This is a genomic window from Shewanella sp. GJ50-10, assembly GCF_055808815.1.
In genome coordinates this window covers 996,190-1,011,050 of record NZ_JBVVSS010000001.1, presented here as the reverse complement: position 1 = coordinate 1,011,050, position 14,861 = coordinate 996,190, and the positions used below count along the sequence as shown (strand labels likewise).

Sequence of the window (14,861 nt, the reverse complement as noted above, 5' to 3'; positions counted from 1 at the left end):
TACCCATTAGTAATTACTTAATTAAATAAACTTGAAAAATGAACCTAGTGCAGTTCAAAAAACCACCATTAGCACTTAAGTTGTATAGAAATACTCAGTCACAAATTGGAGTAAAAACTCTATGTTAATTAAGATGATAATTAATAATTGTGTTGACCTTTTATACAAAACAGCACTAATCTAAACGCTCGTTTGATTACCTGTAAAATAAAAAATAACAAAGGTGGTAGGCATGGCTTACGATGCAGATACACAGCTTGATCTCAACCAGTATCAATCTCTGGTGGACTTAATTGAACAAACTTGCCAACGTTATGGGGATAATGTGGCTTATGCGTGTTTAGGCAAACAAACCACTTTTAGTGAAATTGAAATCGCTTCGCGTCATTTTGCAGCCTACATCCAAAACCACAGTGATTTAAGCGCTGGGGACCGCATCGCGATTCAACTGCCCAATATTACTCAGTTTGTCATCGCAGCTTATGGGGCAATTCGAGCAGGACTTATCATCGTTAATACCAATCCCTTGTATACCGAGCGAGAGCTTATCCATCAATTTAATGATTCAGGCGCAAAAGCCTTAGTGGTGCTGTCTGATTTATTGCCGACTCTAAACAACGTCATAGATAAAACCGATGTTTCTTTGGTTATTAGTACCCACGCATTAGATTTGATTAACCCACAACCGCAAGCTGAAACGCCATTTGATAAAGTGGAATTTAATCAGATGCTATCACTTGGTGCACAGACCAATTATACCCCTGTTAAGCCTCAACAAACTGATTTAGCAGCGCTGCAATATACTGGTGGCACAACGGGTTTATCTAAAGGCGCCATGCTGTCACATCGCAATATGTTAGCCAATTCAGCTCAAGTGAAATCTCGTATTGCCAGCACCATGACACCGGGTAAAGATATTTTTGTTGCACCACTGCCGATTTACCACATCTATGCCTTTATGGTGAATCTAGTACTTTACTTCGAGTCTGGCAGTTGCTCAGTATTAATCCCAAACCCAAGAGATATCGGTGGGTTAATTAAGACTATGGCAAGTTACCCTTTTACTGGTTTTGCTGGCCTTAACACCCTATTTGTTGGCTTGTGTCATCAACCTGAATTTCAAGCATTAGATTTCAGTAAGTTAACCATCACTATCTCTGGCGGAACTGCTTTAACAAGTGCAGCAGCTGATGTTTGGCAAAAAACCACTGGCTGCATGATCTCGGAAGGTTATGGTTTATCCGAAACATCACCTGTAGTGAGCTTAAATGCCCCGAGTTTCCAGCAACTTGGCACCATAGGTAAACCAGTACTGGATACTGACGTAAAAATTTTAGATATTAACGATGAAGAAGTGCCACTAGGCGACGCTGGAGAACTTGCGGTTAAAGGACCACAAGTCATGCAAGGTTATTGGCAAAAACCTGAAGAAACAGCAAAAGTGATGACTGCAGATGGCTATTTTAAAACCGGCGATATTGCGGTTGCGACCGAAGAAGGTTTCCATAAAATTGTCGACCGTAAGAAAGATATGATTATTGTATCGGGTTTTAATGTCTACCCTAATGAAGTCGAAGACGTACTATCTCAAAATGAGTTAGTACTAGAGTGCGCCGTAGTGGGTGTCGCTGATGATAAGTCTGGAGAAGCTGTCAAAGCAGTTATAGTGCTGAAAGAAGAAACGACTAATGAAGCAGAGACTAAACAGCAAATCTCCGATTATTGTCGCAGCCAATTAACTGCTTATAAAATTCCTCGCATTATCGAATTCACTGCACAATTACCTAAAAGCACTGTAGGTAAAATTTTACGACGAGAGCTTAGGAAATAAGCAGCCACTTAATAAATTCACTTAAATTGAACGCCGTTATCACTTATCTGATAACGGCGTTTTATTACAAGCGCTGAATCACACTCTCAAGGCAATTAACTCTGCTCAGTCAGTAACTGTAAGCTGGCAAATTCTTTATAAACCTCACTTGATAACATCAATTCTTGATGTGTACCTTGGGCAACGACTTGACCCTTTTCAAGTACAATAATTCGATCTGCATTAATCACGGTAGCCAGCCTATGAGCAATAATTAACGTAGTACGCCCGTACATCAAGTTATCTAACCCTTGCTTAACTTTAACTTCGCTAACCGCATCTAACGCACTGGTGGCTTCATCTAGTAATAGGATAGGTCTATCGGCAAGAATTGCCCTCGCAATGGCAATACGCTGTTTTTGACCACCGGAGAGTTTTACTCCTCTTTCGCCAAGGTAAGTATCATAACCGTCTGACAACTCTTGAATAAATTCATCGGCTTTAGCAGTAACACAAGCCTGTATCACTTCCTCTTTGCTTGCATCGACGCGACCATATCGCACATTTTCAAATACATTGGTGGCAAAAATAACCGACTCTTGAGGCACTAAAGCATATTGCTCCCTCAATTGTTGTAAGCTCAGTTTGGACACATCAATATCATCTAACTTTACTAGCCCAGCTTTGGGTTGATAAAAACGCAGTAGCAATTCAAACAAGGTGCTCTTACCCGCGCCACTTTCACCTACTAATGCCACTCTTTCGCCAGCATTGATATTAAGCGTAATGCCTTTTATGACATCCTCTTTATTACTCGGGTAGGCAAAACGCAGTGCTTCAAGGCTCAGATTGCCGTTTATTTTTGCAGGTAATACTATAGGTGTTGAATCTTGTGGAATATCAATTGGCGTATGCACTAATTCAATCAGCCTTTCTGCCGCACCAGAAGCACGCTGAATTTCACTGAAAACTTCACTGATAGTAGCGACAGATCCAGCAGCCATTACGGCATAAAACATGAATGCAGATAATTCACCTGCACTGATATTATTTTGCATCACATCCTGGGCACCAACCCAAAGCACTACTGCTATAGCTGCAATACTTAAAAACATCACTGAAGAGATTAAAATCGAGCGGTATAAAATACGTGCTTTTGCCGCCGTCATAACAGATTCAACTTGAAGATTGAATACTGTTCTATCTTTACTCTCGTGGCCGTAAGCTTGCACCGTGTGGATTTCATGCAAGGTCTCATCGATATAGGCCCCTAAGTCACCGACTTTATCTTGGCTTTTACGAGAGTATTGACGAACTTTTTTACCTAAAAATATGACAGGGATAAATACCATTGGCACAGCAAGAAGCACTAAACCCGTCAGTTTAAGACTGGTAATGGCCATCATCACCATCGCGCCAAAAACTGTCACAGTCGAGCGAAATGCCATCGATAAACTGCTACCCACAACACTCTGCAATAAAGTACTGTCAGCGGTGAATCGCGATATCACCTCCCCCGTTCTTTGTTCGGCAAAAAAAGCAGGAGAGAGATTTAAGAGGTGGTTATAAACTGTTAAGCGAATATCAGCTATCACTCGCTCACCCAGCCAAGTCATTAAATAAAAACGACAAAAAACCGCGGTACCACTAATAGCTGTAATACCTAAAATGAATAAAACAATTTCATTTAAACGCTCGGCATTATCAGCAACAAAACCTTCATCAACCATCATCTTTACGCCTTGGCCGAGGGATAACCAAGCAAACGAACCAATAAACAAAAAGATAATCGCTGCCACGACTTTCATACGATAAGGTTTTAAAAAGGACATGATCCAAGATAAAACAGAATATTGAGGTGAAGCAGTCACTTGAGTCTCTGCATCTAGCTGGGAAGTTTGTGTTGTCAAAATGAATTCTCATGAACGCGTTATGCCAGCCATGATATCAATAAACTGGCAATTGAAGTTAAAGCGATTTGGTTTCGATTCGCTATATCAGTCAATTAGCTGAAACTTCGTGGTTTTGTGGGTGATATGTACCTAGATATTGATGCGGTAAGGTGAATCAGCTTAGGTTTGATGAGCTTAAGTTTGATGCACTTAGTTTTAATGCAGTTAGTTTTAGTGCAGTTTCACTAGCAAGTGGCTAAAACTAAAAACGCTAACATTTACAATGTTAGCGTTTAAAATCGGGTCATTTATTACGTGGGCTATTACTCTTTAACGCTCGAATCAATCGTTTTTAATGAACGTAAAAATATCCCTAAACCACCGACACTGAGCACCAGAATAACAATCAAATCAAATGCACTCATATGGCTGAAACGGAAATTAATCGAACTAATCACGCCGAATATCAACCCCACTAAAGAACCAAATGTCAGGATCCAGCCTAAGATGTTCTTAGCGTTATAAAACATAAGCCCGATACCGAACATGAATGGGATCATAATCATGCCGCTGGTTAAGCTAACTCCACCAACATTATAAAGACTATGGCTAAAACCAAATGAACTGGTTACTTTTATCGCCTTCAGTAGCATATAAAAGCCGCCACACATCATGATTAAACCGATAAAAAATGATCCAATACCGCCAGAGGTACCACCTGCACCGTTCATACAAATCCTTTGTAAAAAATGAAGTTATCAATTACTTGATGGTACTGATTGGTCACAGCAATAGCAAACCTAAGCTTAGTGCTCCCATTAAACGACAAATCAGGCTAGCCCAAACAACTTCCCTCGCACAACGTTAGCTAATCTGCGATAATTACTGGCTATTCGTCGTGATGGTTTTAGGTAAAAAATAATGATTGTTAGTCAGTTTTCATGTGCAGGTATCGAATTAGATTTATACCGCTATCCCAAACAACAAGAATCGAATCTTCAAGCATGGGATGCGGCTGATGAACACCTTATTAAGCACATAGTTGAAAACGACATTACCGTAAAAAAAACTGCCATCATTAATGACAGTTTTGGAGCCTTGCAATGCGCGTTAATCAAACGAGAACCAACTTGGCCATTATTTGTTGAAACTGATGCTAAAACCAGTTTATTAGGGGCAAAACAAAACCTTGAAGACAATCATTTAGCACAAACCAATATTAGCCACTTTAATAGTCGTGACCTGTTGCCTACAGACACTCAACTTGTACTTATAAAACTGCCTAAAAACCTGACCTACTTTGCCCACCAATTACAACGTTTATCTCAGGTTTTACCTGCAGGTACCCAAGTACTTATTGGCGCTAAAGCAAAAAGTATCAATAAGTCGCTACTTGCAATTATTGAGCAAAACCTCGGTCCAGCTTCTGCGAGTTTAACTTGGAAGAAAACGCGCGTTATAAGCTGTGTCACTGACGGCAAGCTGCGTAAAAGCCTTGTTCAAGTGACTTGGCCAGTTGAACATTTAAACCTAACGATCAGTAATTTGAGTAATGTATTTGCTGCCAATAAACTGGATATTGGCGCGCGGATAATGCTTGATAACATGCCTAAAGGTGAATTTAATACAGTCATAGATTTAGGCTGCGGTAATGGGATTCTAGGATTACGTGCTGCGCAGCTTTATAACAATGCCAATATTCATTTTGTAGATGATTCAGAAATGGCTGTTGCCTCTAGCCAACATAATTGGGAAGTAAACCAATTACCAACCGAACTCGGCCACTTTCATTGGGATGATTGTTTGACACATTTGGATGAAGAAATTAGTGCTGACTTAGTATTGTGCAACCCGCCATTTCATCAAGGTGAAGCTATAACTGATCATATCGCATGGCAAATGTTTCTTGATGCTCGTAGAAGGCTTGCACCAGGCGGTTTATTGCAGGTTGTCGGTAACCGTCATCTGTCTTATCACATTAAGCTTCAACGGATATTTAAAAACTGTAAAACAGTGGCTTCCAATGGTAAATTCGTTATTTTACAGGCGCGTAAATAACCGCTTAGAGCTAATGATTGTTTTAAACATGCCGTACTAAGTTAAGTCTACCGTCAATGGATTTTACTTAACTGCGTCCAGCACTAGTGCGTAAAACTAAGATGGCGATACTGACCATAGATTTAAGTATTGATATAAATAATAGATATTGGCGATGAGTTAGTGGTTACTAGCGCATCGTTAATCATCTAGCCCCAAAATTACACTTAAAAACTTCCGCATACAAAAATAACTAATAAAACTTTACACCTAAAGCCTTACTGATAGAAGCATACTGATAGTAACCTTACCGATAGAAGCTTACAGATAAAACCTTAGCGTAAGCTTATTCCCAAGACTTACGACACGATGCCATTTACTTGTAATTGTTTACTATGGGCTCATTGTCGTAACGATGGTCTATTAGCTTTACCAAGCTAATAGACCATATAAAAATCTCACTACCAAGCCATACAATTGGTAATACAACAAACTCGAACAGGTTGACAAAATAGCGTTATTACCACTATCGTTTCATTATTGTTGTGTAAAAATCAGAAATAAAACCAGCAAAACAGGATTACAAATAGTTAACAGTTAAATTGATTTTGAATATTTTTACTGCAAAAAAAGGCTAAAGAGCTGACCAAATTTTAATAAAAATCACTTACCCAAGCTCGATTTGTATTAATTTTGTTTCAAAATAAAGATTGATTTCACTATTAAGACTCTGTTTAAAACTCAGGTGAACCTGATAAAACGGTTTAGGTGGCTTGTTTAGCTGTTAGAAATCTTGATCTGAATAATCAATACCTTAGCAATAAGGTAGTCAAGTTTAGTGAAACCTATGATTAAAATTATTCAGTTTTGCTGTTTAAATCGAGTAATTTCGTTCCAAATCATTCCCCCCTCGTTTGGAACGAAGTAAAAAGGCCTCTCATTATGAGAGGCCTTTTTTACTTTTACTAATCAAAAAAAGACTATTACTATCAATAAGATACTATTCTCGCTTAAGTTTACGTAAGCATGAATCAATAAAAATAAACACAAAAAAAGCCTCTCGTATTGAAAGGCTTTAATTAAAACGGTTACTTATTTACCTGAGTTAACATTCACTAAAGGAAGTGAAAATACGTTAGCTTAAGCGGTTAACTAAGTTATCAATAGAGTATAAGTCACGTTTTTCACTGTTCTTACGACGCACTTCTTCTAATGATTGCGCCTCAACAGTATCAAATAAAACATTAATCAAACGATTAAAATGTCTATGCATTGCAAGCCTTGCTTCTGAAGCATCATTTGCTAATAGTGCTTCATAAATTGAGGTATGTTCATCAAGGGTTTTCTTATTATCCTTGCTACAAACACTGGCATAGTCAGTAATAATCTTTTGACTCGATGCCCTTAATGCCCACAAATTTTGAAACGATTTAATTAAGGCACCGTTTCGAGTGGAATTAGCGATTATCTGATGGAACATCTCATCCGCTTCTTCAACGTATGATTTATTTTCCATCATAATCAATGTTTTGTTTAGTTCGACCAACTCTTCTTTAGTAATGGTATTTGCAGCAAGAGCGGCAATTTCTCCTTCAACTAAAGCACGAGCTTGCGTCAGTTCAAACGCATTAATCTTATTAGTTTGATCAGCTTTATTGGCAGACTGTAAGACATAAACACCAGAGCCAGTTTTAACTTCGATTTTCTCACGCACTTCCAGTGCAATAATTGCTTCACGAACTGTTGGTCGACTAACATCAAACTTTTCAGCCAACTCCCTTTCTGGAGGTAAACGACTTCCAGGAGTATATTCGCCGCTAGCAATAGACGCTTCGATCTCTTCTACGATACGCCAAAACATACGCCTACTTTTCATCTCTGGTCCTTCAATTGTTAAAACCAATTTTCTTGTATTACTAACATGATATCTATTTACCTAGTCAACGCAAATCCTATTTTACAAATTTGTTTAACTAGAGCAGATTTCATATAAGCCTCGATTTAGTTAAAAGAATGTTATTGGTAATAACAATAGCACATAATTTAGAACCTGTTGGTAACATAAATTGGTTGACAACATAGTTGACCATTGGTTAGTTTCTATTAGACGCAAAGTTGTATTTAAAGATCGTGTTTAAAGGATTGTGTTCACATTTAATTAAATAATTAATCTGGGGAGATTAACGTGAAACTTAATAAAATTAGTCGCGCTTTAAGATTAAGCACGATCAATTTACAACCTAAAAGCGCTATTTACAGCTCTGCACTTTTAGCATTATTAACGTCACCCGTTTTCGCACAAGATGAGAACGAAGCAATTGAAGTCGCCACACCAACATCTCAAGTCACTACACAAGTATCAGATTTAATTGAAAACATTTCAGGCGCTTCAGGTCACCATCAAAGTGACAGATTACTTATCGCTTTCACTTAAAGCGCTGAACTTGTTAGACGAACCGCAAATTATGACGCGTGGTAACGACACTACTGTTTCGGACTACTCTAGTTCTGGTTCTAAATATTTCCTTGGTGCAAAAGTTAAGTTTTAGCCTTAAGTAAAACTTAGTCGTGCAGCTCCTACCTTAATTATTGAGGTAGGAGTTATTTAGTTTAATAAGAAGCAGTTTCGCGCCTGTGAAAACAGGTTTTATAAACAAATTTGACAATAATAACGATAAAGAGAGTCATGATGAGTTTTTCATTCAAAGCAATACCTAGCTCAACACACAATGACAAGATGTTCTCTGCTTCTTTAAAATCAGTATTCGTATTTGGAATACTATTAGTCTCATGCCAGCTCAATGCTGCAAGTTATACGGTAAGTAACCAAGCAGAGTTTAATCAGGCCGTAAACAAGTTAACCGCCGGTGATGACATCATACTCACAGACGGAATTTGGCAAGACTTTGAAATGAAGTTTACTGGCCAAGGCACAAAAGATGCTCCTATTAGCCTTTCAGCACAAACCAAAGGCAAAGTGATATTAACAGGCCAATCAAATTTACAAATGTCTGGTGCCTACCTACAGGTATCAGGCTTAGTCTTTAAAGATGGTTATACTCCAAGTAATTCAGTCATCTCCTTTCGTACAGCTAATGATGAGTTTGCCAACCACTCCCGTGTAACAGAAGTCGTTATTGATAATTTTAATAACCCAGATCGTCACGAGTCAGACTTTTGGGTTGCGCTATACGGCAAACATAACCGTTTTGACCATAATCATCTGATTGGAAAACGCAATAAAGGTGTGACCTTAACCGTCAGACTTCGCAGCGAAGAAAGCCAACAAAATCATCATCAAATCGATCATAACTATTTTGGCCCTCGCCCAACATTAGGCTCTAACGGCGGTGAAACTATCCGTATTGGTACCAGCCATCACTCAATGACAAATTCTTATACCGTTATCGAAAACAACTATTTTGATCGTTGCGATGGCGAAGTAGAAATCATTTCAATCAAAGCGGGCAAAAATATAGTCCGCAACAATACCTTTTTTGAATCTCGTGGCACGTTAACCATGCGACACGGTAACGGCAATCACATCGATAGCAACGTGTTTTTAGGTAACGGTGTTGACCACACAGGTGGTATTCGAATTATTAACCGTGACCAAACCATTACCAACAACTACTTAGAAGGGTTAAAAGGTTATCGTTTCGGTAGTGGCTTTACCATCATGAACGGTGTGCCAAATTCGCCACTCAATCGCTATCATCAAGTGGTTAATGCCAATGTTAATCACAACAGCTTTATTGACGTTGACCATATTCATTTAGCTGCTGGCAGCGATAAAGAGCGCTCCGCAGTTCCAAAAAAATCAGTCATAAATGACAACTTATTTGTGAATAATAACCAACAAGCTCCCTTTTCAATCTTTGATGATATTTCCGGGATCCAATTTACCAATAACTTATCGAATGTTCTGAATAACAACCAAATATCTCAAGGCATTAAACCAACTAAGATTGCGCTAGAACGAACTGAGAATGGTCTGCTTTACCCAGTCAATGAAGATAATGCCAACTTTGGCGCCCCAAAAACCATCAGCCCAACCTTAAAAGCTCAAACTGGCGTTACTTGGTACCCTAAAAATGAACCTGAAATCGCCTTTGACTCAGGTAAAACCCATCAAGTATCTAGTGCCGATGAGCTAATCGATGCGATAGATAATACCAATGATGGCGATATCATTTCACTGCAAGCTGGTGAATACTTGATTGAAAAAATCATTGAGATTAATAAAACCATTTCGGTTATTGGTCAGTCTCCCAAAAAGCCTGTGATCAATTTTAACCGTGCCAGTTTATTTGAAATTCAAAATGGCGGTAATTTAAAGCTCGATAGCCTTGCCATAACGGGGGCTAGCAGCCCTGATTCATCTGGTAATACTGTCGTCAGAACCCGCAAATGGGGCATGCTCACCAACTATCGATTTAGCATGTATAACAGCGATATTAGTCAACTAAACATCAACCACTCATTTCATTTTTTCGATTCTGGCGCGCGGGCATTTGCCAACAAAATCGAAATTATCAATAACCGCTTTAGCTTAATATCTGGTGATTTATTTAGACTCAATAAAGAAACCGATGATCGCGGCATTTATAATGCTGAATACCTCACTATCAATAACAACCAGTTTAATGACATTGATGGTGCATTGGTGAAGCTTTATCGTGGTGGCACCGATGAAAGCACCTTTGGCCCACATATTAGCTTTAACAATAACGACCTGAGCAATGTCGGTAATGGTAAGCGCAATAAGAGTAAAGCCAGCTTATATATTCATGGTGTTCAAGTGGCTGATATCAATAAAAACCGCTTCAGCAACAGTGCTTATATCAATATTGAACACACCACAGGGGAACCTATCACCCAAGTAACACACAACCAATTTATCGACACTAACGAACCTAAAGTCACTGAGCTATACGCTGTTGGCGAATCAACCGCCAAGCTGACAGATAACCTTGTTACCCAGTCAGATAAGAAAGTGCTGTAATGATGAAAAATACTGACTCTCGACGCATCAATAAAATTATTGCCTTTGTTATAGGGATAGAGATCCTTGTCATCTCACTACTAATGCATGCAACTGCGGCGACATCCACAGCAGCTATAAGCCACCCTAGGTTGGTGATTAACCAGCAAGATGTGAAAAGTATGCGACTAGTAATTCAGTCACAAGGTGTATTTAAGCAGACTTTTGAGACAAAAAAAGCTGAAGTTGATCGCTTTATAAAGCAAGAGATTATTGTACCTGTTCCCGCTGATGGTGGCGGTGGTTACACCCATGAGCGCCATAAGAAAAACTATCAGCACATGTATGATGCAGGCATCATGTATCAGCTAACCCAAGAGCTTAAATATTCGCATTTCGTTCGTGATATGTTACTGGAATATGCCGAGCTTTACCCTACCTTACCCCGTCACCCAAAACGGAAAAGTAAAAATGAAGGCAAGTTGTTTTGGCAAGGGCTTAACGAAGCAATGTGGCTTGTGCATACCATTCAGGCTTACGATTTTATTATTGAATCTTTATCCGATAAAGACAGGCAAACAATAGAAACTGGCATTATTTTACCAGTGGCAGACTTTATTTCAGTCCAATCACCGCACACCTTTAATAAAGTTCATAACCATGGCACATGGGCAACTGCCGCAGTGGGAATGACAGGCTTTGTATTAGATAAGCCTGAGCTGGTTGAAATAGCACTATTAGATTTAGACAAATCTGGTAAAGGCGGCTTTCTAAAACAGTTGGACGAGTTATTTTCACCAGACGGATATTATAACGAAGGTCCCTATTATCAACGTTTTGCTCTACTCCCATTTGTGACATTTGCAAAAGCCATTGAGCAGAATCAGCCTGAAAGAAAAATATTTCACTACCGCGATGATATCTTGCTTAAAGCAATCTATAGCACGATTGATTTAAGTTATAACGGCTTATTCTTCCCGTTAAATGATGCCATTAAAAGCAAAGGCATCGATACTATGGAGTTAGTCATTGCTGTGAGCATTGCGTATGGTCTGAATGCTAATAGCCCAAATGCTGATGCCTTTAATACTAATTCACTTAATACGAGCAGTGACCTAGTCGATATAGCTCGACAACAAAATCGTATTTTACTCACAGGTGATGGCCTCAAACTCGCTCAGGCAATAGATACAGAAAAAAATTCAACTAAGCTGCCAAGCCGTTACCCATTTTCATCTATGGTTATGCGTGACGGTAAAAACGGTGATGAAGGCGCACTGGTCCTTATGCGCCGTCAAACTACCATCAATAATCATAAACCTAAGCAAGGTGTTCGCAGCCAAGCTTTAGTATTCAAGGCGACTGCGCAGGGGTTAGGCCATGGGCATTTCGATAAACTAAATTGGCAATTTTACGATGATGGCGAAGAGATTGTTGCTGATTATGGCGCAGCAAGATTTCTGAATATCGAAGCTAAGTCCGGTGGTGGCTATTTACCTGAAAATAAAACTTGGGCTAAACAAACCATCGCTCACAATACCCTTGTCGTTGATGAAACCAGTCACTTTAATGGCAATACCCGAACAGGGAATAAGTACCATCCAGATTTGCTATTCTTCCATAACGATAAACAAGCGACATTAGCTTCTGCAAGCATCAATACGGCGTATGAAGACGTCAGTTTTACTCGTACTATGGCATTGATTTCCGTTAATGCTAATAGTATTGAGTATCCACTGGTGTTTGATGTACTTGATGTTGATAGCGAAAATCCACATCAATATGATCTCCCTGTCCATTATCAAGGGCAGTTCATTGATACCAATTTCCAGCGTCAGTCATTTATCAATCAACTTAAGCCATTAGGTAAACATTCTGGTTATCAGCACTTATGGCTTAAGGCGATATCTCACCCTCAAAGCACTGAAGTATCTTCTGATACCACCTTACAAAAAGTCACTTGGTTAAATAAAAACGGCCATTTTTATACTCACAGCAGTATTAATAATGGTGCGACTCAAATGTTATTTACTCAACTTGGCGCTAATGACCCTAACGATAATCTTCGTAATGAAAGCAGCTTTATTCAACGTGTGACAAACAGTAAGCAACATCGATTTGTTAGCGTGTTAGAGCCCCATGGCGAATATAACCCATCAGCTGAATACACCTTAAATGCCACCAGCAGATTGCAATCAATGACATATGAACGTCAAGGTGACATCGGTGTTATCGGTTTTAGCTTAAAAACTGACACCGATGCAGCCCAGCAATTCGTATTAGCCGTGTCCCATAAACAGGCTGACGATAGTTTGAAAAACAACACCAAAAATCCAAAAAAACAAACCACAACCAATAACTTTTCTTACCTTAAAAAGCCTTACAGCTTCAGCGGAAGATACCAGTTATTAACCATTACGCAGTAGGAGTTAACCATGAAACAGAGTGCACATTTCTCATTTGGCAATGAAACGGAAATTGAAGATATCGGCGGCGGCCTAAAGCGACAAATGCTTGGGTTTAATGAAGAGTTAATGGCGGTAAAAATTTGGTTTGAGAAAGGCGCAATTGGTTATAACCATGCCCACAGACATTCACAAGTTACCTACGTTGTAGAAGGCGAATTTCATTTTAATATTGATGGTGTTACTAAGATTTTAAGAGCTGGTGACAGCTGCATGATCCCTCCTCATGCAGATCACGGTGCAACCTGCCCAACGGGTGGCATTTTGATTGATACCTTTAGCCCTGCAAGGGAAGATTTCATTGAGGGATTAAAATGAAAATAAACAATCTTCGATGGTGGGTCATTCTACTCATCGCATTAGCGACCGTGATTAATTATATCGATCGCTCTGCGCTTAGTGTGCTTTGGCCTGACATTGTTGAAGATATATTCCCAGATGAGTCAGCGTTAGAGCGCAAACAGATATATGCAAATATCTCTATTGTTTTCATATTATCTTATGCATTTGGTCAGGCAATATTTGGCAAAATATTTGATTGGATTGGCACCCGATTAGGCTTTGTACTTTCTATCGGTGTCTGGTCACTTGCTACTGCTGCCCATGCTTTTGCCCAAGGAATGCTAAGTTTCAGTATCTTTAGAGCCATTTTAGGTGTCGCAGAAGCTGGAAACTGGCCAGGTGCTGCTAAAAGTAATGCCGACTGGTTCCCCACAAAAGAACGCGCGCTAGCTCAAGGGATCTTCAACTCTGGCGCTGCTATTGGCGGCATTATCTCAATTCCACTTATCGCTTATATGACCGTTTACTTTAGTTGGCAAATGGTCTTTGTGGTCATTGGTTTAGTGGGCTTACTCTGGTTAATCCCTTGGATTATCTTAGTTAAAGCACCGCCTAAGTCTCACCCTTGGATCACCGAAGAAGAACGTGAATACATTCTAACAGGCCAAAAAACCGCTAAGCCAGACGATGAAGTTGACGCTAAAGAGTACAACCCTACAACTGGTGAGTTGCTTTCTCATAAGCAAAGTTGGGGCGTGATTATTGCCTCCGCTGCGATAGATCCTATTTGGTGGTTATTTGTTTTCTGGATCCCAATTTACCTGAATGAAGTGTACGCCATGGATGTTAAATCTATTGGTATATACGGCTGGGTTCCTTATGTAGGCGCTATGTTAGGTGCATGGTTTGGTGGCCTTTTGGCACAAAACCGCTTAAAAGCAGGTTGGGATACCAATAAAACACGCAAACTGACGATAACCTTAGGTTGTTTGATTATGCTGCCGGCACTGTTATCCATGGCGAACCCTGGTGGACCAACAACTGCCGTTATGATCATGGCGGTCATCTTATTTGGTTTCCAAACAGCCATCGGAAATGTGCAAACATTGCCAAGCGATTTATTTGGCAAAAAAGCGGTTGGAACATTAGCGGGTTTATCAGGAATGGCAGCAAAGTTAGGTGCATTAGGCTTAACAGCATTAGTGCCATATTTAACAGCTAACGGTAACTACACTCCAGCATTCGTTATTGGTGCATCACTTGCGGTTATTGCCATAGCATCAGTCTGGATTTTGATACCTAAAATAGAGCCTGTTAGCCCGAAAAATAAGTAAGCATAAATAAACAGATAAGAAGTATTTTTAAACGATTTAGCAAGACATTATCTTTAA

General features: G+C 39.5%; 10 protein-coding genes. 7 read left to right on the top strand and 3 right to left on the bottom strand.

Features of this window, described 5'->3' with window-relative positions:
- Positions 1-232 precede the first annotated feature (232 nt).
- Complete coding sequence (locus tag AC0L4E_RS04165) at positions 233-1,831, top strand: AMP-binding protein (protein WP_473678131.1); 1,599 nt, start codon at positions 233-235, stop codon at positions 1,829-1,831.
- Between the two features lie 95 nt (positions 1,832-1,926).
- On the opposite strand, the gene AC0L4E_RS04160 is transcribed toward AC0L4E_RS04165, so the two are convergent.
- Together AC0L4E_RS04160 and AC0L4E_RS04155 are read right to left on the bottom strand one after the other, a co-directional pair.
- Positions 1,927-3,720 (bottom strand): ABC transporter transmembrane domain-containing protein, encoded by a 1,794-nt coding sequence (locus tag AC0L4E_RS04160; RefSeq protein WP_473678130.1) that lies wholly within the window; start codon positions 3,718-3,720, stop codon positions 1,927-1,929.
- A 305-nt stretch (positions 3,721-4,025) separates the two neighbouring features.
- Entirely contained in the window at positions 4,026-4,433 is a 408-nt protein-coding gene (locus AC0L4E_RS04155) for a hypothetical protein (protein ID WP_473678129.1), read from the bottom strand.
- 193 nt (positions 4,434-4,626) lie between these two features.
- On the opposite strand from AC0L4E_RS04155, the gene AC0L4E_RS04150 reads away from it, so the two are divergent.
- Positions 4,627-5,760, top strand: coding sequence for a methyltransferase (locus AC0L4E_RS04150; protein ID WP_473681512.1), 1,134 nt, complete (start codon positions 4,627-4,629; stop codon positions 5,758-5,760).
- Between the two features lie 1,114 nt (positions 5,761-6,874).
- Here the strand turns inward: AC0L4E_RS04150 and AC0L4E_RS04145 are convergent.
- Positions 6,875-7,615 (bottom strand): FadR/GntR family transcriptional regulator, encoded by a 741-nt coding sequence (locus AC0L4E_RS04145; protein ID WP_285164606.1) that lies wholly within the window; start codon positions 7,613-7,615, stop codon positions 6,875-6,877.
- Between the two features lie 309 nt (positions 7,616-7,924).
- Here AC0L4E_RS04145 and AC0L4E_RS04140 point away from each other — a divergent pair, with 309 nt between their 5' ends.
- The 5 genes from AC0L4E_RS04140 to AC0L4E_RS04120 all read left to right on the top strand — a co-directional run bounded on the left by AC0L4E_RS04140 (position 7,925) and on the right by AC0L4E_RS04120 (position 14,804).
- Entirely contained in the window at positions 7,925-8,173 is a 249-nt protein-coding gene (locus AC0L4E_RS04140; RefSeq protein WP_473678127.1) for a hypothetical protein, read from the top strand.
- A 303-nt stretch (positions 8,174-8,476) separates the two neighbouring features.
- Positions 8,477-10,744: a polysaccharide lyase 6 family protein gene (locus tag AC0L4E_RS04135; RefSeq protein ID WP_473681510.1), complete on the top strand. Its 2,268-nt coding sequence runs from the start codon at positions 8,477-8,479 to the stop codon at positions 10,742-10,744.
- The gene (locus AC0L4E_RS04130; RefSeq protein ID WP_473678126.1) at positions 10,744-13,149 is read left to right on the top strand and encodes a heparinase II/III domain-containing protein; all 2,406 of its coding nucleotides are present in this window, start codon (positions 10,744-10,746) and stop codon (positions 13,147-13,149) included. The genes AC0L4E_RS04135 and AC0L4E_RS04130 overlap by 1 nt, the downstream gene beginning before the upstream one ends.
- A 9-nt stretch (positions 13,150-13,158) precedes the next feature.
- Positions 13,159-13,506: a cupin domain-containing protein gene (locus AC0L4E_RS04125; protein WP_220751469.1), complete on the top strand. Its 348-nt coding sequence runs from the start codon at positions 13,159-13,161 to the stop codon at positions 13,504-13,506.
- Positions 13,503-14,804, top strand: a complete 1,302-nt coding sequence (locus AC0L4E_RS04120) for an MFS transporter (RefSeq protein ID WP_473678125.1) — start codon at positions 13,503-13,505, stop codon at positions 14,802-14,804. The genes AC0L4E_RS04125 and AC0L4E_RS04120 overlap by 4 nt, the downstream gene beginning before the upstream one ends.
- The last annotated feature ends 57 nt before the right edge of the window (positions 14,805-14,861 follow it).